Here is a 21,135-nt window from a genome sequence, read left to right on the forward strand (position 1 = left end):
CCCTAGATAAAAGGATGTCATGATGAGCGAGCAAGATCAATCCACGCATTTCGGCTTTAAAACGGTCAATGAATCCGAAAAAGCGCAAAAAGTCGCCGAAGTGTTTCATTCCGTGGCGCAAAAATACGACGTCATGAATGACCTGATGTCAGGCGGTCTGCACCGCGCTTGGAAATTCTTCACCATTGAAACCAGCGGCGCGAAAGCTGGCGATAAAATTCTGGATATCGCTGGTGGTACTGGCGATTTATCGAAAGCGTTTGCGAAAAAAGTTGGGAAAACAGGTCAAGTTTGGCTGACTGATATTAATAGCTCGATGCTTGGGGTGGGTCGTGATCGTTTAATGGATCAAGGCTTTGCTTTGCCAGTGGCGCAGTGCGATGCTGAAAAACTACCGTTTCCCGACAATTACTTTAATATCGTTTCGGTGGCGTTTGGCCTACGCAATATGACGCACAAAGACGCGGCACTGAAAGAAATGCATCGGGTGTTGAAACCGGGAGGTCGCTTGCTGGTGTTGGAGTTTTCGAAAGTATGGGCACCACTCAAGCCCGCGTATGATTTGTACTCGTTCAAACTGCTGCCGCTCATGGGCAAATTGGTCGCCAATGACGCCGATTCATATCAATATTTGGCCGAATCGATTCGTATGCATCCAGACCAAGAAACGCTGAAACAAATGATGCTCGACGCCGGCTTTGGCCGCGCTGACTTTCATAATTTGACCGGTGGTGTGGTGGCTTTGCATAAAGGTACGAAGTTTTAATCTTGGGTATTGGTTTGTAGTCTTTCATAATCAATGACTGTCTGTGTATACCCATGGATCGTCTGATGGCTCAACGAGGTGCTGCATGCTGCTAGCTGGCATTTTGAATCACTTATTGGCGCAAGCGCCTGCTTTGCAGGCTGAGTTGGCTGACTTGCGTGGCCGTACCGTGCGTTTGGAGTTGCCGATTGCTGCTGCGGTCGTGGTCGTGACTGAGGATGGTTTGCTGGCTGAGTCGCATGCGCCAGCGGAAGCCACACTCAGCATGCCGGCGCGGTTTTTTGTTACACGTTTTACCGATCGGCAAGCGGCTTCGCGCCAAGTCAGAATTAGTGGCGATGCCGAGTTAGCTGGCAAGGTCGGCAATGTATTGGCGGGCTTGCAATGGGATGCGGCCGAGGATTTATCGCTGTTGATCGGCGATATTCTGGCGCATCGTGTCAGCCGTGTCGCGGCCAGTTTGCTCGAAGCTCCCAAAGAAATGGGGCAGCGGATGGCGGTTTCGGTGGTGGAATATGTGCGCGATGAGCGAAAAATCTTGCCACAAAAACATCACGTCACCGAGTTTTGCGATCAAGTCGACACGCTGCGCGACGATATCGCGCGGCTAGAAAAACGCTTGCAACGCTTGGAGCAGGTCGTTTAGTTTTTACCTTTGACGCTGGCGCGTTGCGGCCTTTTTCGGAAAATCTGGATGTCTGTGTTTCGCTTTATCAAAATTGCTCATGTTGTAGTGCACTATGGCTTGGACGAGTTCTTGCTCGGCCATGAGCGCGTTCGGGGTTTGCGTGGACTGCTCAAAGTGCTGCTGTTTTGGCGCAAACTGGAGCAGCCGCGCGCCGTGCGTTTGCGTTTAGCACTGGAGTCTTTAGGGCCGATTTTCGTTAAGTTCGGTCAAGTGCTTTCCACGCGTCGCGATTTGATGCCACCGGATATCGCCGATGAACTGGCGCAACTGCAAGACAATGTTCCGCCGTTCCCTTCTGAGGTGGCAATTGCGCAGATTGAGCGCAGCTTAGGCAAGTCAACTGCTGAATTATTCTGTGAATTTGATCCACAGCCCATTGCATCGGCCTCGGTCGCGCAAGTGCATCGAGCGCGTTTGCATCCAGTGGATGGTAAGGTTGGGCAGGCGGTAGCCGTTAAAGTACTGCGCCCCGGCATTTTGCCGATTATTGAAAGTGACTTAGCTTTGCTGAAAACCTTGGCGGTTTGTGTAGAGAAGTTATTTTCTGATGGCAAGCGCCTCAAGCCGCGCGAAGTGGTGGCTGAGTTTGACCGCTATCTACACGATGAACTCGATTTAATGCACGAAGCGGCCAATGCCAGCCAATTACATCGTAATTTTTTGCATTCGGATCAGTTACTGATTCCCGAAGTGTATTACGACTTTTGCGCGCGCGAAGTGATGGTGATGCAGTGGATGGACGGCATTCCAATTGGTCGGATTGATGAGCTCAAAGCCGCCGGAATGGATTTGAAAAAGCTGTCGAAATTTGGCGTTGAGATTTTCTTTACTCAAGTATTTCGCCATGGATTTTTCCACGCCGATATGCATCCGGGCAATATCTTGGTCGCTGCTGATAATAGGTATGTCGCGCTAGACTTTGGTATTGTTGGCTCGCTGAGCGATACGGATAAGCAGTATCTAGCGATTAATTTCTTGGCATTTTTCAACCGCGATTATCATCGCGTCGCCACCGCACACATTGAAAGCGGCTGGGTGCCCAAAGAAACGCGAGTGGAAGAGTTGGAAGCGGCGGTGCGCACCGTCTGTGAGCCGTTCTTTAATAAGCCTTTGAGCCAGATTTCCTTTGGTTTTGTGCTGCTGCGTTTATTTGAAACCTCACGCCGCTTTAATGTTGAAATTCAACCGCAATTGGTTTTATTGCAAAAAACATTGTTGAATATCGAAGGTCTAGGTCGGCAACTCGATCCTGATCTCGATCTTTGGCAAACCGCGATGCCATTTTTGCAGCGCTGGATGAATGAGCAAATCGGTTGGCGTGGCTTACTCAGCACCTTGAAACATGAAGCGCCCCAGTGGGCGACGCTGTTGCCGACTTTGCCACGCAAACTCAATGAAGTTCTCAATCAAAATCATACTGAGCTATTGCTCGCTGGTTATAAAGGCCTGATGTGGGAGCAGAAAAAACGAAACCTATTATTGGCCGTGATTGCGTGTTTGTTAGCGGGATTAGTAATGACTTTATGGCTCAAATAGTGAGTCGGTGACTGACTGAGCGGTGAAACTGAGTTCAGTCGGATATAAAATCAGAAAAAGCCACTTGGAGTACAAGTGGCTTTTTTTTTCGTGCTTCACTTTGATGCAACGCCCGACTGTCACTGTTTAGCTTGTTCTTTGTATGCCGATGGTCTTTATTACCGTAATAAGATAGCCAGAGTGCTGTAAATAAAGGCTATGCAGGGAATTGAATGACATAGGAGTTATAAAATGAATCGATCACTGATGTTTGTTTTCATGATGACTGCTTTTTCTTCGACTCTACATGCCGAGCCGTTGCCTCAGGTTATTGAAGGATTGCTGCAGTCTAGTCCAGATATTCTGATTGAGTCGGCCAATCGAAAAGCTAGTAATTTCGGGGTTGAGCAAGCAAAGGCTGGTTATTTTCCTCAGATTAATGTGTCTGCCGGTGCTGGGCGGGAGTATCTGAAAGATCTTGCAACACGTGATGCATTTAACGGTTCTGGCAAAAGTTACAATCGCCAAGATGCCGAAGTTCAATTGGTGCAGATGTTGTTTGATGGCAATGGCGTGAGTAGCGAAGTGGCGAGACAACGTGCGCGACAATTGGGGGCCGCGCATCGTTTAGCGAGCACATCGGAAGATATTGCCTTAAAAACAACGGAAGCTTATTTGGATGTTTTGTTAGCGGAAGAAATGCTAAAGCTCACGAAGGCGAATTTAGCTGCGCATGAAAGTACCGCAGAGCAAGTTAAATTACGTACCGCGGGTGGGTTTGGACGAAAGTCGGATGATGAACAAATTAATGCGCGCGTTGCGTTGGCAAAAGCAAATTTAGGTGCCGCACAGTCAGCGTTTAATGAAGCGAAAATTGCTTATATTCGTTTTGTTGGCACGGAGCCACAAAATCTAACTTTACCAGAGCAACCTACTGCCATTCCGCAAACGGCAGCCGAAGTAGGTGATTGGGCTGTGGCCAATAATCGCGCTCTACAAGCAGCTAAGGCAGATGTGTTAGGCGCGCAAGCGCAATTGGGGGTTGCTCAATCTCAAATGTACCCCCGAATCAATTTAGAGGCGGGTGCATCTTATTCAAATGCCTTAGATGGGATCAGTGTCGAAGAAACCACTCGAGCGTATGGGATGCTGCGTGTGCACTACTCATTTAAAAGTGGCGCAGATAAGCAGCGCGTAGCAGAAACCACCGAGCTGTCTTATGCCGCGCAAGAGTTGGCGCGCAGAGTCGAGCGGCAAGTCCGGCAAAATGCGAGTTTATCTTGGAACGCAATGACGATTGCCAGTGAGCGTGTACCTGAGTTGGTTAAATATGCAGAGTCCAGCAAATTGGCGCGTGATGAATATAGTAAGCAGTTTTCTTTAGGACAGCGCTCCTTGCTTGATTTACTCGATGGAGAAAATGAGTATTTTACGGCGAGTCGAGATTTAGCTTCTGGCAAAATGGATGAGTTACGCGCGCGGTTTAGATTGATGGCCGACGCTAATTTATTGCTCAAAACACTTTCAGTTGAACCACTTGCTGGCAGCAATTTGCCGGAGTAACTGCAGTAGTAATCGAAGGGGCGTTCGCCCCTTCCTTTTTTGAGTCCTCTATTGCATGGGAATCATGCTGTGAATATCGCTTCTTCAGAAACGTCAAACCATGAATCGGCGATGCCGCACGAGGCTTTTGTGCCGCATGATCCGTTGACGACTTGTCTTATTCAACTCACGCGGTACTACCATCGACCATTTTCGGCGCAAACCTTAACCAATGGCTTGCCTTTGACCGGTAATCGTCTTAGTGCGGTGTTATTTTCTCGTGCTGCGGCTCGGGCAGGACTCAATGCTAGGTTGCAGCGGCGGCAATTGCATGACATTCCTGAGCTGGCCTTGCCGGTGGTGATTTTATTAAAAGATGGCGGCGCTTGCGTTGCGGTAGAGCGCAATGGCTCTCGTTGGAAAATTTTAGAGGCTGAGTCATTAGGTGGGGAGCAAGAGATCGAGCTTGAGCGCCTAGAGTCGCTTTATTGCGGTTTTGTTATTTTTGTTAAACCCAGTTTTCAATTTGATGCCCGTACTCACAAAGCGCACATCCCCAAAGCGCAGCATTGGTTTTGGAGTAGTTTGCAGCTGTGTTACCCAATGTATGGTCATGTTTTATTGGCAGCGTGTTTGATTAATGTGTTTGCTTTGGCTTTGCCACTGTTCACGATGAATGTGTACGACCGTGTGGTTCCCAATCAGATTTATGACACGCTGTGGGTGCTGGCGATTGGTGTGACGGTATTACTTATTTTTGATTTGTTGATTAAAGCATTACGCGCTTATTACATCGATTTGGCTGGGAAGCGCATCGACGTGATGTTATCTGCCCAAATTTTTGAGCATGTACTTGGCCTTAAAGTGGCTTCGCGCCCTGCATCTGTTGGGGCAATGGTGAGTCATTTTCAGGAATTTGAAGGATTTCGTGAATTTATTACTTCCGCCACTATTACGGTGATTGTGGATATTCCATTTGTAATTTTATTTTTGCTGGTGATTTTTTGGATCGGAGGATGGCTAGTTTTAATCCCTATCATTTGTATTCCTTTGATTGTTTTGATTAGCCTTGTTTTGCAGCGCCCTTTGGGTGAAATTATTCAACAGAGTTTTCGCGTTTCAGCACAAAAGCAAGCTGGTTTGATTGAAACATTAGGTGGTATCGATACTTTAAAAGCGAGTACTGCAGAGAGTAGCGCTCAGCGGCGCTGGGAAAAAGTCATTGGTGAATTTGGTGCTTTGGCCGTTCGCTCGCGTAGTTTGTCGTCGATGATTGTGATTCAAGCCGGTTTTGTGCAGCAGTTTGCTACGGTTGCGATGGTGGTCGCAGGCGTTTATTTAATTGGTTTGCATGAGTTGTCTGTCGGTGGTTTGATCGCCTGTAATCTCTTGTTGGGCCGAACCCTCACGCCGTTTTCACAAGTGGCGAGTTTAATCAGTCGCTATCACCAAGCGAGGGCTGGCCTGAAAGGGATGGAGCAGCTGATGGCCTTACCCATTGAGCGCCCCTCAGGACAAGATTTTGTACATCGCAGCGATTTCCGTGGAGAGGTTGAGTTTAGAAACGTCAGTTTCTCGTATCCCGATTCAGATGTGTTAGCGCTGGATAATGTCTCATTTCATATTCGGCCGGGGGAGCGGGTTGGGATTATTGGTCGGATTGGATCGGGTAAAAGTACTTTAGAAAAATTGATCTTGGGCTTCCAAGTGCCTAGTTCGGGGGCTGTGTGGATTGATGGCGTTGATTTACGGCAAATCGATCCTGCACAAGTTCGGCACAACATTGGTTATGTGCCTGAGGATGTGTTTTTATTTTATGGCTCAGTAAAAGACAATATTGTGCTGTCAGCACCTTACGTCGACGATGCAGTCATGCTCGAGGCTGCCGAAATCTCAGGGGTGAGTGAATTTGTCAATCGTCACCCCAAAGGTTATGACATGCCGGTCGGTGAGCGGGGGGCTGGACTATCGGGAGGACAAAAGCAAACCATTGCAATTGCGCGTGCCTTACTCCTGAATCCACCAATTTATCTATTCGATGAAGTTTCGAGCGCTTTGGATAATCGAAGCGAAGAGCAATTTAAGCAGCGATTTGCCAGTCGGCTCAATCAGAAGCACACACTATTATTGATTACACATCGCATGTCCATGTTGACCTTGGTTGACCGTTTACTGGTTTTGGATGGCGGGCGGTTGATTGCGGACGGCCCCAAGGCAGATGTGTTAACGATGCTCGCCGGAGGAAAGCTGCATGCGAGCCAATAAAAAAATCAAACGAGAAGATCTGCATTTTCTTGGTGATGGTGCTGCCGCAATATATGGCGAGTCGACGCTGCTCTCGAACGCAATCTTGTACGCTAGTGTGGCTTTAATTTTGATTTTTATTGTGTGGGCGTTCTTTGCTGAGATTGATCAGGTCACTTTGGCTGAAGGAAAAGTGATTCCGTCGAGTCAAGTACAAGTGATACAAAATCTTGAAGGAGGTATCGTTGCCCAAACGCCAGTGAAAGTGGGGGACATTGTTAAAAAAGGGCAGGTTTTAATGAAGTTGGACGAAAAACGATTTTCGTCTTCTTTAGGTGAAAGCACTGTTAAGCGGGATGCATTGACTGCTAAATTAGCCCGATTGACTGCTGAAAGCAACGGCAGCAATTTTGAACCTCCTGTTGATTTACTCAAATCGAATCCACAAGTGGTCGAAGCCGAGCGGCAACTTTTTGTCTCGCGTAAACGCGAGCTGGAGTCGAATATAGCGATTTTGCAAAGCGAGGCGGCTCAGCGTAGTCATGAAATTGAAGGAATGCGCGCAAAAATTGCGAAATTAGAGTCGGGTTTAAAATTAGCCAATGATGAATATGCGATGAGTAAACCATTGGCTGAGAAAAACGTGATTTCGCAAATCGATTTTATGCATTTACAACGTCAAATTAGTGATTTGAAGGGTGAAATCAATGAGGCACGCCTGTCGATTCCTCGCCTGCAAAGCAGCCTTGCCGAAACCAATGGGAAGGTTGCTGGTGTTTACGCTAAAGCGCGGGCCGATGCTGGCAATGAATTATCGCTGGTAAAAGCTGAGCTTGATTCGACTGAGGCCACTACCGTGGCGCTGAGCGACCGTTTTGAACGAACGACGATACGTGCACCACTCGATGGCGTGGTGAAGTTGATTAAAGTAAATACTGTGGGTGGCGTATTGCAGCCCGGTATGGATGTGATGGAGATTGTGCCCTTAGAAGATAACCTGCTGATTGAGGCGAAAGTGCGCCCGTCGGACATCGGATTTTTAAGACCAGGGCAAGAAGCGATGGTGAAGTTTTCGGCTTATGATTTTTCAATTTATGGTGGCTTAGTCGCCGATGTGGAAACGATTACGGCGGATTCGGTGACTGATGAGGCGAAAAAGGAAAGCTTTTATTTGGTTCGAGTGCGGACTCGAAGCAATCATTTGGGCGACGATAAACGCCCACTCGCCATTATTCCGGGGATGTTGGCGACGGTGCATATTCGCACTGGTAAAAAAACCGTGATGCAATATTTGATGAAGCCGATTGTGAAGGCAAGGGATGAAGCAATGCGTGAGCGGTAAATTTGATTACAGATAATAAGTTTCTTAGGGGTATCTTCATTAGAGTAATTTTTGACAAAGGATACATTAAAATACCCAGCCTATTGGCTGGGTATTTTTAGGGTGCTGTCTTTAGTGATTGGTCTGAATCTCTCCGTTATTGAGTAGGGTATTTAATAGGGTCGTTGGATCGGTTGCTCCCATTCCGGTTAGTGTGGCCACTTGAACCGCAGAGCCTGCTCCAGCACCATCGGCATCAAACATGACTTTGATTTCTCCACTATTCGCGCCTGCAGTGAATTGCAAGAATGCCCCCTCATTGGCGTCAAAACTGGCGGTGCTGACACCCGCGCCGCTAAGCAAATCGGTAATGTCGAGCACATCCCCACCACTTGCTTTGGCTGCGACGGTGAAGTCTTGTATCGTATCTTTGCCATTATTGCTAACAGTGGAAAACACAAATAGATCAGAGCCATCCCCGCCATTCAGAATGTCATTACCTTTTCCACCACTCAGGATGTCGTTGCCGTTTCCCCCAGCGAGAGTGTCCACGTCGTCCGAACCACCTAATGCACTTGGGTTATTATTACCGCTGCTCACAGAACCACTCAGATCGAGAGTGATCTTCACTGTTCCGCTCACAGTATCTCCATCCCCATCTTTGGCAGTAAATCCTAGATCTAGTGTTGGAATGCGTCCTGTATCTAGTTGGAAGAAATTCATGCCATCGATTTTGAATTGGTTGCCATGGCCAGTATGAGCGATGTCAATTGAGTCAATAAATTTGCCACTGGGGGCTTGGATGAATGCATCTTGGTTACTCCCACTCACGACTAAGGGAATCCAAGCATTGGATGTTGTGCCATCGGTATAACGTACAAAGTATTCGCCTTCGCCGCCGATGTAATTGTCGACGCTAATTTTTACTGCACTAAACTTGGCGTTATTATTTAGATCAATCTGCAATGTGTCGCCAGAATCCATGGTGTTGCCACCAACGCCGATGCCTGACGTGCTGGTATTGATCTTATTAAGATTGCCGCCAGATCCTCCCGTCCCAGTAAATGTGGCAAGTAATGTTTTATTTGCATCGGGCAAGGCACCACTATTAAATCCAAAAAATTGATCGCCTGTCCCTTGGTAAAGGTAATAGCCATCCCTCGGGCTATCGCCGTAACTCAATAGTTGACCATCAGTACTGAAGAGTTTGCTGCTATCAATGGGTCGATTCAGCGTCATTGAATAGCTGCCATCGGTATTGCCAACGATCAAGAAAACGGTCGCGTTCGAAGCAGTTTTACCGGTAACCGTATTCCCAGATATGCTGATCGTAACTTCTTCTCCTAGCGAAGTGAGGCTGGCACTTGAGCCGTTGATTTTGCTGGTGACGGAATTCCAAATGATTGCGCCACTGGCCGCACCGCCATCAGCCCCCATTTCAACCAAGTTACCAAGAAGAACACCGCCTGTTTTATCGGCGATATAGCCGTTTGTTACTGCCAGAATAGGTGCATCATCGACAATCTGGATGGTGATGGTTTGCACTGGCGACTCGAGACTGCCGTCGGAGATTTTGATATCGAAACGATTACTTTCGATGCTATTGCTTACATCGGTCGTCGCAGATTTGAGCACAAACTTATAGTCTGCAAGACCCGTCACGCTGTTGTAATTGCTGATGGTGAGATCACCATTTGTGCCACTAAAGGTGTAGCCGGTGCTGCTCATAATTTGGTTGAGCGTCACGGTGGTTGTGCCGACGGTGATACTGGCCAGTGTAGTGTTGAGTGCACCGTTTGGATCGGACAATGTTAGCGTACCGACTGCAAATTCGCTATTACTGCTTGGATTGGTTCCGCTGGCCAGTGCTGATTCATTGACCACATCGTTGGCATTATTGGTGTTGCCAGTATTGACCACGATTTGCGGTGGTGCATTCAGATTAAAAGTCACTGAGCCGTCGGCTTTGTCGCCATCGTTATCGATCAGCGTAAAGGCAATGATTTCGTTGAGCGAGCTGCTCGGTGACACATTGTAATGAGCCACGCCAGTGTTCATATCAATGCTGATGGTGCCGCCGCTATTGTTAGTGCCATTGGTATTGATCACCCATGTGCCATTATTGAACGTGCCGTTGCTGGTGCCACCGGTCACGCTACCATTAAAGAAATACGTAACTCCATCAACGGTGAGGCTGGCCACATGGCCGCCATCAGCACCAAATCCACCATTAAGCCCGAATAGATTGAGCGTATGCTGCGTAAATTGAACTGAGTTGAGCAATGCGGCGGGTAAGTCATTGATGGTTGGCACTGCGATGGCATTGGTATTGCTACCGAGTATGCCATTGTAAGCGATGGGGTCTAATGTCGCAGGGGCAACATTGCTACCGACGCTAAAGGAAAGCGAATTGATTTGATTGTCGCTGACGAAGTTTTGCCAATCGGTGATGTCATCTCCTGCAATCCCTACGGTGGAACTATTGCCGGTTTCGTTGCTTGGATAAGTGAGATAACCGCTGACATTCGGTTCTCCATCAGAGAGGAAGTAGGCTATGTTTTGCGTGCCGCTACCAGTAAATTTACCGGCATCACCAAAGTGATCAATCACTTGCTGTAATGGTGAATCATAATTAGTGCTGCCATTAGCCGTGAGGCTGGCAAGGATTGATTTGGCGGTAGTGACGTCTAACCAAGTGGTGCTACCTTGCAAGCTGGAACCGCCACTGAAGGTAACTAGCATTACTTTGACATCCCCGAGGTTGTCATATCGGTCAATCAATTGCATTAATGCCGTTTTTGCCAATTCCATTTTGCTACCCACGCCACTGCCCATGCTGCCAGATACATCGATGGTCAATATCAGATTGGTATTGACGGTTGGTATAGTGGCGGCGACCGTTTGTGTGTTGGCAACAGGCATGTCATCTTCGATATTGACGGTCAACGTGGCGGTGCTGCTAGCTTGGCTTGGGTCTGATACTTGGATGTCAAAGCTAACGCTACGTACGTCTTCATAGCTGTTGTTGGCATGATTGATGGGTTTTAATAGCTCTACATCATACGACCAATTACCTGCAGTGCCTTGGGTCAGCGTAATGGTTAACACGGCATTTGCGGTGGTATTGCTACCAACATATCCAGTCAGCGTATGCCCATCCGGACTGAGCGCCCATTGTACGGCTTGGGCTGGGGAGCCTGATGTTAAGCCAGTTGGCCCAGTGAGTAGCGTAACTGTAAGGGTATCACCTACATCAGCATCACTGACGCTAAAGGTGCCATGGGCCGTTTTGGGGTTGTCAGCGGCGTCAGTTGGATCCGAGCTGCTTGAAGCTGGATCATTGAGCAAGACCGTATCGAGATTGGCATTACTTAAACCCTCTTCAGACACGAGCACAGCACTTTGGTTGAGGCTGATATGAGGCCCATCATTTGTGCCGTTGATATGGATGGTTAAGGTGGCTGGGCTGCTGTCGCCATCGGCATCTTTCATCGTGTAATGCAGCACATAATCTTGGCTAAATGTGCCGCTTAGTGCTTGCGTTGCAGTCAGCGCATTATTGAGGACATAACTCCATGTGCCATTACTGCCTTGGGTGAGTAAACCATATTGATTCAGCGCAGCAACCACCGCGGTATCTGTGCTGCTCCATGCGCCGAATGCTTTGGATTGATCTGCTCCAGCGCTGTCGTTGCTAAGCACATCGCCTGAAACGGTACTGGTCAGCGCGCTGTTAGCAAGGCCGGTTGCATCTTCGGTGACGGTGGCAACCCCGTCATTCTGGGCATGAGGCACATCGTCAATGATATTGACAGTGATGTCGGTGCTGGCCGAGTTTATTCCGTCGGTTACAGACAGTGGAATGACCTCACTAAACTGGGTATCGGCTGCTGTGGCATTTTGTACGGTGCTAGTCAGCGTATACGTATAGGCAAAGACGCCAGCATTATAGCTATCAATATGCAGTGCGCCGTGGGCAGTGCTGACGGTTTTGCCATTTAAATCGGATAGGCTAGTGACATATTTATCGGTGGACGTATCGGTGCCGCTGGCAATATGGAAGGTAATGCCGCCTACGGTTAGCGATTTGATATCGCCCAAGCCATCTGGATCACCGACGGTGAAGGTACCGGTGGCTGTGATGGCAGCTACACCCGCTTGCGAGCCAGCGCTTAAGCCGGCCTCATACACCACATCATTGCCACCTTGTGCATTGCCCGGATCATTGCTGATGATGGGTTTATCGTTGGTACCAACGAGGGTGATGGTAATGGTTTGTGTGGTGGTACCGCCGTGGCCGTCATCCACAGTGACATCGTATTTTTGTGTCAGCGTTTGGCCTGCTTGTAGCGAATCAAGCAGTGCGTCGTTGACTGTGAAGGTCCAGCCGACTGATTTGTCAGTGACATTCGGCGAGTCGTTCGGATCCAGTGTCAACGTACCTAGATAGTTGCCAGCTTGTGGCGCAACGGTGGCGGTATGCGTATCCAGCGTATCGACATCGGTAAAGGTGACCGCGCCGTTGGCCGAATGCAGCAATGTATTTTCGTTGTCGGCTAGATCGGCGACTTCAGTAATCGTGGCACCTTGCACGGCGCTGCTAATGACAGGCGCATCGTTGGTACCAACGAGGGTGATGGTAATGGTTTGTGTGGCGGTGCCGCCGTGACCGTCATTCACAGTGACATCGTATTTTTGTGTCAGCGTTTGGCCTGCTTGTAGCGAATCAAGCAGCACGTCGTTGACTGTGAAGGTCCAGCCGACTGATTTGTCAGTGACATTTGGCGAGTCGTTTGGATCCAGTGTCAACGTACCTAGATAGTTGCCAGCTTGTGGCGCAACGGTGGCGGTATGCGTATCCAGTGTATCGACATCGGTAAAGGTGACCGCGCCGTTGGTCGAATGCAGCAGTGTATTTTCGTCGTCGGCTAGATCGGCAACTTCAGTAATCGTGGCACCTTGTACGGCGCTGCTAATGACAGGCGCATCGTTGGTACCAACGAGGGTGATGGTAATGGTTTGTGTGGCGGTGCCGCCGTGACCGTCATTCACAGTGACATCGTATTTTTGTGTCAGCGTTTGGCCTGCTTGTAGCGAATCAAGCAGCGCGTCGTTGACTGTAAAGGTCCAGCCGACTGATTTGTCAGTGACATTCGGTGAGTCGCTTGGATCCAGTGTCAACGTGCCTAGATAGTTGCCAGCTTGTGGCGCAACGGTGGCGGTATGCGTATCCAGCGTATCGACATCGGTAAAGGTGACCGCGCCGTTGGCCGAATGCAGCAGTGTATTTTCGCCAGAGCCTAGATCGACAACCTCGGTGATTGATGCATTTTGTGCTTTACTGTTGATGACTGGATCATCATTGGTACCAACGATGGTGATGGTGACCAGTTGATCGTCCCATGCGCCTTTATCGTCGGTGACTCGCACGGTGTAGGTTTCGGTTTTGCTTTCACCATCAGCCAAGCTTTGTGCGGCAGTGTTGTCGAGTGTGTAAGTCCATTTCCCAGCGGTATCGACGACGATACTACCGTAAGTGCCACTGTCTGCGCCCAAGATACTCCAATTTGCGATGGCTCCGTTATCTGGATCATCGCTGGTGAGTTGGCCGCTGACGGTGATGGCGGGGTTTTCAGGCAAATCTTCTTCATTGCTGAGTGGGTAGTCATCCTCTACCACCTTACCGGCATCATTACCCTGGGTATAGCTAATTACTGGGCGATCATTGGTACCTATGATGGTGATGGTTACCAGTTGTGTGCTGCTGGCTCCATGTTCATCGGTCACGGTTGCAGTGAAGCTTTCGCTGGTGCTGACGCCTTCGGCGAGTGAATTCGCTAATCCATTGTCGAGGGTATACGTCCAGACGCCTGCATTGGTAATCGCAAAGCTGCCATAGCTACCGGTGGTATTACCGCTCCAGTTCAGACTGGCACCATGATCGACATCGCTGGCGCTGAGGGTGCCGGTGGCGCTAGGAGAGCCTGTTACGATCGTACCATCATCGAGATGTCCTGCTTCGGTGACTTCTCCTTGATCTTGTCCCTTTTGAGTCGTGATCACGGGCGTGTCGTTACTGCCGCTAATGGTGATGCTGAGTGTGGCGTTGCTGTTATCGCCATCGTTATCGCTGAGAGTGTAAGTGAAGACTTCACTGACGGTGTCGGCGGGAGTTGTTTGGCGGCTTTCGTCTTCACCAAACGTAGTTTTGCTTGCTGCCAGGCTTTGAATCGCATCGTAGCCTTGGAAAATATAATCATCTGCGGTATTGCCGCCTTCGCCTTCGTTATTATTTCGGGCTGCATCTGCTTCTGCTTTGGTAAATAGGGTATAGGTGTATGAGCCATCTTGATTAAGGATTAGGTGGCCATACTTACCATCAATTACAAAATTGCCACTGCCGTCGCTGGTATTGTCGCTCTGACCGTTGGCATTTTGAACTTGGCTGACACCGACTGCGTCAGCACCTTTGCTGTCGGCTACATCACCAGACGCGCCATTTTCGATCACATTGCCAGTGATTTGTACCAGATTAGGTTTAGACTCATTGTAATTATCGCCTTCTCCAATAAAGAAAGTCGGCTGCGGGTTGTCTGAAGCATTAAATGCGTCTTCGCTCATTTCTCGTTGATCATTACGAGCGACGGGAGCGGTATCGGTAATCAGGATATCCAGCGTGTCGCTGCTGGTTTGACCGATGCTGTCAGTCAGCACAATCGTGAAACTATCGACGATGCTATTGTCACCTGCGCTGTGGTTTTGCGCGCCGCTTTCGACTGAATAGCTGTAGCTCACCACACCCGTCGTGGCGTTAAAGCCGGTTAAAGTTAGGCTACCTAGATCGGTCGTGATGGTGAGCGGGGTAGTACCCAATGCGTTCAGTTGCGCGAGCGTAATCACTACACCAGCGATATTGATTTGGCTGATTCCTTCGTCGGCGCTCAAACTAAATGTACCGGAGACTGCTTGCTCACTGTTTTCAACAATGCTGTTGTCGCCCAAGGCTAAGCCATTCTCATCGGTCACAGTGACATCGGGCTCGCCGACTGGGGTGACATTGATATTCACCGTGGCTGTTGCCACGCCACCCTTGCCATCGCTGACGGTATAGGTAAAGCTGGCGGGGCCGTTGTAATTGGGGTTTGGAGTAAACACAACATTGCCGTTGACTAATGCCACGGTGCCATTGACGGCGGCTTGTACGCTGATGATGGTTAAGGTGTCGCCATCGGCATCCACATCATTTGCGAGCAGAGTTGCAGGAGTGATGATGAGCGCGTTGTCTTCGCGAGTTGTTAAGGCATCGTCGTCAGCCCCTGTGCTGTTGTCGTTAGTCGCAACGGGTGGGGTATTCAGAACTTCAAGCGCTGGGTCGCTAGAAGGAGGGTCTACGAGAACATTAAATCCTGAAACAGAGATCCCTTCTGTAGGGAATCCAGTTTCAATACCAACGCGTGAATTGGGCGTGTCGAGTACGACTGCAGAGTGACCACCATTTTCGCCTTCACCAGCGCCCGCCGCTGAGGCTGCAGCGACTTGGGTTGGGTCAGCGCCTTGGGCGATCAGTTCTTGGATTTTTGCGGCGTCATCTGCTGCGCTGGCGGCGGGTTTTAGAATATTCGCCAGCAGTTCGGCGGTGACGCTCAGCGAGTCAGAGCGCCCCAAGCTCATTTGCCCAGCGCCTTCAAAGGCAATTGCCACTGCGCCGTTGGCACCCGTCTGAATCGTGTCGCCGATATTAATTTTGTCACCGACTTGCAGTACGCGTGTTTCACCACTGGCACTGATGACTTTTACTTCGCCAATCACTTGGGTCACGGTACCTTTGCTGCTGGCGGTGGTCGCTGGAGTATTGATTTGCTTGGCCATGATCATTCTCACTTTAAAGTGGTGGCCTAACTTGCTGTCTGTTGGCTTTCTGCAAGAGATAGACCTAAACTGATTAAGTTAGCTAAAGCGATCAAACTGCGACCCATAGCTTCACTGATCAGTTTATGCCGATGTCGTGAGAAATAAATCCTACCCAGGTACTAAGGTATAACCCGTACACTCAAGTAAAGTTGGTGAATTGGGCATGGCTGCACAACACTGCGTGATTTCAAATGCTCGTGAGTTTCAGCTCAAATGGCGTGCCCTGCTAGGCGGGGCTGCTGCGGTGGTGTGTTATGACGCGATTCTCCATATCCCAGCATTATTTAAGCAGCCGCCACTGTCGTGCGTACTAGATATGCAATCGTTAAGCCAGCCGCTGACGCCCATTGATGTGGTCGATTTGGCAAGGGCAACACCGCTATTATTGGCTTTTTCGCAATTGACTGTTGAGGATGAATTGTCTTGGTTGGCAGCGGGCGTGCGGGCTTGCTGTACGCCGGATTTGTCGCTGGAGCGCTTGGCCGTGATTATTGATGTGACATATCGGGGGGGGATTTGGGTCTCGAATGCCGCCTTACCTTTTTTATTAAAAGGTTTACAGCAATACACCGCCGCGCAAATGGTCAAAGTGCCAAGCTTGAATTTGGCGATATTGACGCCGCAAGAGCGAAAAATTGCTGAGCTGGTGGCCTGTGGCAATTCAAATAAGCTGATCGCACGAGAATTGAATATCTCGGATCGCACCGTCAAAACGCATTTGGGGGCGATTTATTCAAAACTGCAAGTCCCCGATCGTGTGCATCTCGCGTTATTGCTTAACCAATTGCCTTGATCTTGATGTATACGATGATAGCCTTTGTTTTTAATGATCTAGAAGTTAATACCCTGGTTTTTTGTTGAGTGGTGATCGGATTGCCGCTGATGGGGAGAAAACCACCATTATTACTTGTGCTTTTGTCGCAGGGCATTCATACCAAGATAGACACGAATCGATCAAGGATTTGTCGTGGTAAGAGCGGCCAAATTTGCAGTAAAAATTAGCGCTAAAGCAATTCGGTTTAGCCTTGTTGCGCTGCTGCCTGCCATTTTATTTTTGCCTGAAGGCCTAGGTGACGACCCGTTTAAATTTAGCGCCGCCACACTGGACAAAGCCGAAACTAAATACGGTGCCGACACGCGAAAACGCCTAGAGAGTTGGCAAACTTTGTTGGCGAGCGATAAAAAAACCGATGACATGAGCAAGCTTAAGTTGGTGAACGACTATTTTAATGAGCGGATTATGTTTGTTTCGGATGCGCAAAATTGGGGGGTTGAAGACTATTGGGCAACGCCGGTCGAGATGTTGGTGAAAGGGCGCGGCGATTGCGAAGACTTTGCGATTGCCAAGTATTTTTCTTTGCAAGCCTTGGGCGTACCCGAGAGCAAAATGCGGATTACTTATGTCCAAGCTTCTGGGCATGGTCCGACCAATTTAGCGCATATGGTTCTGACCTATTACCCAACGCCCGCTGCCGTGCCGGTGGTGTTAGATAATTTAATCCCAGAGATTCGCCCGGCATCACAGCGCCCCGATTTAACGCCGGTGTATGGTTTTAATGGGCAAGGCTTGTGGCTGGCCAAAGATCGTACCAGCGGCAATGCCGCACCGCGAAAAAATAATATTGGCTACTGGGATAAACTGATGTCGCGCCGTGGGCGCGAGCTTGATTAATGTACCGCTCCCATCTAGGAGACGATGATGACACTGCTCAAACAGTTGATTCTGATGATTATCTTGCTGTTTACCTTGCTGTTTTGCGGCACGGTTTATCTCAGTGTGCAAAACTCGCGCGCCTTTTTAACTGAGCAATTGACCACCATTTCGCAAGACACCGCGACGTCGCTCGGCATGCAATTGTCGCCCTTGATTATGGATAAAAATAATCAGGTGATTGTACAAAGTATGCTCGACGCGGTGTTTGATAGTGGCTACTACCGTCAAATTCGGATTGTGGATGTCGAGGGAAAACTCGTCATTGAGCGCACCGCGCCGCCGCATGTGAATCAAGTGCCCGATTGGTTTATCCGCTTGTTCCATATTGAAACTCCGGTCGGAGAGGCATTAATGACCAGCGGTTGGCAACAAGCCGGCACCATTACTATCGCCGCTAATCCGGGGATTGCGTACGCGTCGCTCTGGACGAGCAGTATGACTGCCTTGTATTGGTTTTTGGGCGCCTCGCTGTTTACCTTCGCGATGGGCGTGGTGATATTGCATTTTGTGTTGCGACCACTCAAAGCGGTTGAGCAACAAGCGATGGCGATTTGCAATCGTGAATATCCAGAGCAAAGCGAAATTCCGTGGACGCTTGATTTGCGTAGCGTGGTGCAAGCGATGAATCGAATGACGCAAAAAGTGAAAGAGATGTTTGCCGAGCAAGCGGCCAGCATCGAGCGGATGCGCGCTGAAGCGTACATCGATACGCTGACTGGTTTGGCCAATCGGCGTTATTTTGATATGCACGTTAAACAAGCGATTGAAGCCGATGAGCCCTTAACGCATGGCGCTTTATTGTTTTTTGAAATTAGCCATTTGAAAGAAATTAACGATCAAAAAGGTTTCCGCGTAGTTGACAACCTATTGATTGAAAGCGCGGCCTTACTCAAGAAAATGGTCGCCGATAGCGCTTGCGCCGATGCGTTTGCAGCCCGGATTAGTGGCAATACCTTTGCTGTGTTTTTTGCCGGGATTGAGCAGGAAAAGGCACGCCAATTAGCAGCCAATCTATCGCATAACATGGCGAGTTTATATGAACGTGGTATGACGCCATTTGCTGATGTGGGGCATATTGGGGGCGCGATGTATCACGGTCAGCGGCTGAATAATTGGTTATCAGAAGTCGATTTGGCGCTGCGAACCGCGCAAAGTGAAGGCCCGAATGTGATGCATTTCTTTACGCCGCAAGAGGCCAGTGGTTTTGGCGCAATGAGTGCTTCAGATTGGAAGGGTATCTTGCTAGAAGCACTCAATTCACAAAGGGTTGAATTATATACTCAGGTGGTTAATGCGGCGAATAATCAGCTGATACATCGGGAGGTGTTCTTACGTTTACGTGATGAACTCGGTGAGCAAATTCCTGCTGGGCTGTTTGTACCAATGGCAAAACGACACGGTCTCATTCAAGAGTTTGATCGGATTGTGATTCAACTGTGCCTGCAGGAGTTGCAAAAAGATGCCAGTTTGCGTTTGGCGATAAATTTATTCCCTGCGTCGATTTCACAGCCTAAATTTGTTACTTGGTTGATTGAGCAATTAACAGCTTATCCCACAGTGGCGCAGCAAATGAGTTTTGAACTGCCCGAGCAAGAAGCGCTGACGCAGCTCGATGATCTGCGCTCATTTATTGCTCAAGTCGGCGCGTTCGGCGTGCAAGTGGGCTTGGATAATTTTGGGCGTGGCTTTGGCTCATTTACTTATTTGAGCACGCTGAAGGTGAATTATTTAAAAGTCGATGGCTCATTTAGCAAGGACATTGATCAAAACCGTGAAAATCAATTTTTCCTGGATGCGATTGTTAAAATCGCGCACGGGCTGGATTTGCAAGTGTATGCAAAATCCGTAGAGACCAGTGCAGAGCAAGCGATGCTGGGTTCACTGCGCGTCGATGGCGCGCAAGGATTTGGCATTGGTGGTACTGAGCTGTGGCAAAAGGCTCGTAGTTTATGATGTTGGATGTATGTGTTTCAGAGTTAACTTGATCAATGTTTCTAATAAGATACCCCACCTTATGTGGGGTATTTTTTATAAGACAATCACCGGTTGATTACACAGTTCATTCGGATTGGCTTGCGCGTTTTTAAGTGGGAAATGTTGTTGAAGTAATTGCCCTAACTGGGTAATCGTATTGCTGAGGCCGATTTCAACTTCGTGTTTGGCCAAGTGCGTTTGCAGTTGTCGGCAAATATCATCCCACTGCGCTTGTGGCACTTTGTTAGCGATTCCGCGATCGGCAACGAGTTCGAGCTTGTGTTCTGCCAGCAAGAGATAGAGCAAAATACCGGTATTGCCCTCGGTATCCCAGACGCGCAGTTGACTAAACCAATCAAGAGCGCGGGCGCGGGGCGTGGTGTTTTGCCAGATGAGCGTGCTAGGTAGGCTAGATTCAACGACCAAGCGAATTTCGCCACGATGGCCTTGTTCGGCGCTGGCGATTGTATTTGTCAGCGCCTCGACGAGGGCAGGATTAAATTGGGCGCGATCAGGGTTGGGCTTTAGATGCTGCCACAAGCGTTTCATTTTTTGCATGATTACCATCCCCCCGATGCGCCACCGCCGCCAAAACCACCACCGCCGCCGCTAAATCCACCGCCACCTCTACCGCTAAATCCGCCGCCGAAGCCTCCGCCATGAAAGCCGCCATTGCTTCTTCCCCCTGAGCCAGAGTGAGTTAAGAGCAGACTCATTAATTCGATAAATATTCGGCTAGTAATCATGCTGAGTAGCACCGCCATTCCCATGCCAAGCAGCAATGCCATGATCAGTGGCGTTCCGGCGGTGGTGGCGGCATAACCACTGACCACGGCGATGCCGCCGCCTCCGATCCAGCGCCCAGCGATTTGACTGAGAATAAACCCTGCGAACAGCATTCCCGCCAGCATCATCAGCGGCAAGCCTAAAATAGTAGTCGATTGCTGGCCTTGCTTGGCGATAGGCGCGGGTAGTGGCTCGCCTTGAATGACTTGACTAATTCGATCAACACCAGCTTGAATTCCTGCGGCGTAGTCATTTTTTCTGAATTCTGGCGTGATGTATTCACGAATGATTCGGCTGCTGGTCACATCAGGTAGAGCGCCTTCCAAGCCGCGGCCAACCTCAATCCGAACCTTTTTATCGTCTTTGGCGATCAGCAGTAACACGCCGTCATCGATGCCTTTGCGGCCCAATTGCCACTCATCCGTAACCCGAATACTGTATTGCTCAATAGTCTCTTCGCCCGTTGTTGGTAGCATTAAAATGGCGAGTTGACTGCCTTTGGCTTGCTCTAAGCTCGATAGCTGTTGAGTGAGCGTGGCAATCTGCTCAGGGCTGAGCGTTTGCGTTAAGTCAGTCACTCGAGCATCCAGTCTGGGTATTGCTATCTGAGCAGCAGGTAACATGCTGCTGATAAATATACCCATTAGGATTAACAGTGTAGCGCAAAGGCGCTG

12 protein-coding genes are annotated in these 21,135 nt (G+C 49.2%); 9 read left to right on the forward strand and 3 right to left on the reverse strand.

The window, feature by feature from the left end:
- Positions 1–22: 22 nt before the first annotated feature.
- The 6 genes from ubiE (at position 23) to GM173_RS14340 (ending at position 8,097) form a co-directional block, all read left to right on the forward strand.
- Positions 23–766, forward strand: coding sequence for a bifunctional demethylmenaquinone methyltransferase/2-methoxy-6-polyprenyl-1,4-benzoquinol methylase UbiE (ubiE, locus tag GM173_RS14315; protein WP_203572072.1), 744 nt, complete (start codon positions 23–25; stop codon positions 764–766).
- An 85-nt stretch (positions 767–851) separates the two neighbouring features.
- Positions 852–1,412, forward strand: coding sequence for a ubiquinone biosynthesis accessory factor UbiJ (locus tag GM173_RS14320; protein ID WP_203572073.1), 561 nt, complete (start codon positions 852–854; stop codon positions 1,410–1,412).
- A 48-nt stretch (positions 1,413–1,460) separates the two neighbouring features.
- Positions 1,461–2,990 (forward strand): ubiquinone biosynthesis regulatory protein kinase UbiB, encoded by a 1,530-nt coding sequence (ubiB, locus tag GM173_RS14325; protein ID WP_203572074.1) that lies wholly within the window; start codon positions 1,461–1,463, stop codon positions 2,988–2,990.
- 231 nt (positions 2,991–3,221) lie between these two features.
- A complete protein-coding gene (locus GM173_RS14330; protein ID WP_203572075.1) occupies positions 3,222–4,532 on the forward strand; it encodes a TolC family outer membrane protein in 1,311 nt (436 codons plus the stop codon).
- A gap of 69 nt (positions 4,533–4,601) precedes the next feature.
- A complete protein-coding gene (locus GM173_RS14335; RefSeq protein ID WP_203572076.1) occupies positions 4,602–6,776 on the forward strand; it encodes a type I secretion system permease/ATPase in 2,175 nt (724 codons plus the stop codon).
- On the forward strand, positions 6,763–8,097 hold the full coding sequence (locus GM173_RS14340; protein WP_203572077.1) for an HlyD family type I secretion periplasmic adaptor subunit: 1,335 nt from the start codon (positions 6,763–6,765) through the stop codon (positions 8,095–8,097). The genes GM173_RS14335 and GM173_RS14340 overlap by 14 nt, the downstream gene beginning before the upstream one ends.
- Before the next feature lie 111 nt (positions 8,098–8,208).
- Here the strand turns inward: GM173_RS14340 and GM173_RS14345 are convergent, their stop codons facing one another.
- Positions 8,209–15,945, reverse strand: coding sequence for a retention module-containing protein (locus GM173_RS14345; protein ID WP_203572078.1), 7,737 nt, complete (start codon positions 15,943–15,945; stop codon positions 8,209–8,211).
- A 205-nt stretch (positions 15,946–16,150) separates the two neighbouring features.
- Between GM173_RS14345 and GM173_RS14350 the strand changes: the two genes are divergently transcribed.
- From GM173_RS14350 to GM173_RS14360, 3 genes are all read left to right on the forward strand, one after another.
- Positions 16,151–16,780 carry a response regulator transcription factor gene (locus GM173_RS14350; protein ID WP_203572079.1) on the forward strand — a complete coding sequence of 210 codons (630 nt, stop codon included), beginning with the start codon at positions 16,151–16,153 and terminating at the stop codon, positions 16,778–16,780.
- A gap of 174 nt (positions 16,781–16,954) precedes the next feature.
- Complete coding sequence (locus tag GM173_RS16095; protein WP_203572080.1) at positions 16,955–17,659, forward strand: transglutaminase-like cysteine peptidase; 705 nt, start codon at positions 16,955–16,957, stop codon at positions 17,657–17,659.
- Positions 17,660–17,686: 27 nt separating this feature from the next.
- Positions 17,687–19,654 carry a bifunctional diguanylate cyclase/phosphodiesterase gene (locus GM173_RS14360; RefSeq protein WP_203572081.1) on the forward strand — a complete coding sequence of 656 codons (1,968 nt, stop codon included), beginning with the start codon at positions 17,687–17,689 and terminating at the stop codon, positions 19,652–19,654.
- 75 nt (positions 19,655–19,729) lie between these two features.
- Here GM173_RS14360 and GM173_RS14365 read toward each other — a convergent pair whose 3' ends face one another.
- Both GM173_RS14365 and GM173_RS14370 read right to left on the reverse strand, forming a co-directional pair.
- Entirely contained in the window at positions 19,730–20,233 is a 504-nt protein-coding gene (locus tag GM173_RS14365) for a TPM domain-containing protein (protein WP_203572082.1), read from the reverse strand.
- A gap of 2 nt (positions 20,234–20,235) precedes the next feature.
- Positions 20,236–21,039, reverse strand: coding sequence for a TPM domain-containing protein (locus tag GM173_RS14370; protein ID WP_203572083.1), 804 nt, complete (start codon positions 21,037–21,039; stop codon positions 20,236–20,238).
- Between the last annotated feature and the right edge of the window lie 96 nt (positions 21,040–21,135).

The sequence above is a fragment of the Deefgea chitinilytica genome (genome assembly GCF_016881405.1).
Taxonomy (GTDB): Bacteria; Pseudomonadota; Gammaproteobacteria; order Burkholderiales; family Chitinibacteraceae; genus Deefgea; species Deefgea chitinilytica.

What these genes read in the sequence shown, in the direction of transcription:
- ubiE (WP_203572072.1), top strand. Translation starts at nt 23, where the DNA reads ATGAGCGAGCAAGATCAATCCACGCATTTCGGCTTTAAAACGGTCAAT.
- GM173_RS14320 (WP_203572073.1), top strand. Translation starts at nt 852, where the DNA reads ATGCTGCTAGCTGGCATTTTGAATCACTTATTGGCGCAAGCGCCTGCT.
- ubiB (WP_203572074.1), top strand. Translation starts at nt 1,461, where the DNA reads ATGTCTGTGTTTCGCTTTATCAAAATTGCTCATGTTGTAGTGCACTAT.
- GM173_RS14330 (WP_203572075.1), top strand. Translation starts at nt 3,222, where the DNA reads ATGAATCGATCACTGATGTTTGTTTTCATGATGACTGCTTTTTCTTCG.
- GM173_RS14340 (WP_203572077.1), top strand. Translation starts at nt 6,763, where the DNA reads ATGCGAGCCAATAAAAAAATCAAACGAGAAGATCTGCATTTTCTTGGT.
- GM173_RS14345 (WP_203572078.1), bottom strand. Translation starts at nt 15,945, where the DNA reads ATGGCCAAGCAAATCAATACTCCAGCGACCACCGCCAGCAGCAAAGGT.
- GM173_RS14350 (WP_203572079.1), top strand. Translation starts at nt 16,151, where the DNA reads ATGGCTGCACAACACTGCGTGATTTCAAATGCTCGTGAGTTTCAGCTC.
- GM173_RS14360 (WP_203572081.1), top strand. Translation starts at nt 17,687, where the DNA reads ATGACACTGCTCAAACAGTTGATTCTGATGATTATCTTGCTGTTTACC.
- GM173_RS14365 (WP_203572082.1), bottom strand. Translation starts at nt 20,233, where the DNA reads ATGCAAAAAATGAAACGCTTGTGGCAGCATCTAAAGCCCAACCCTGAT.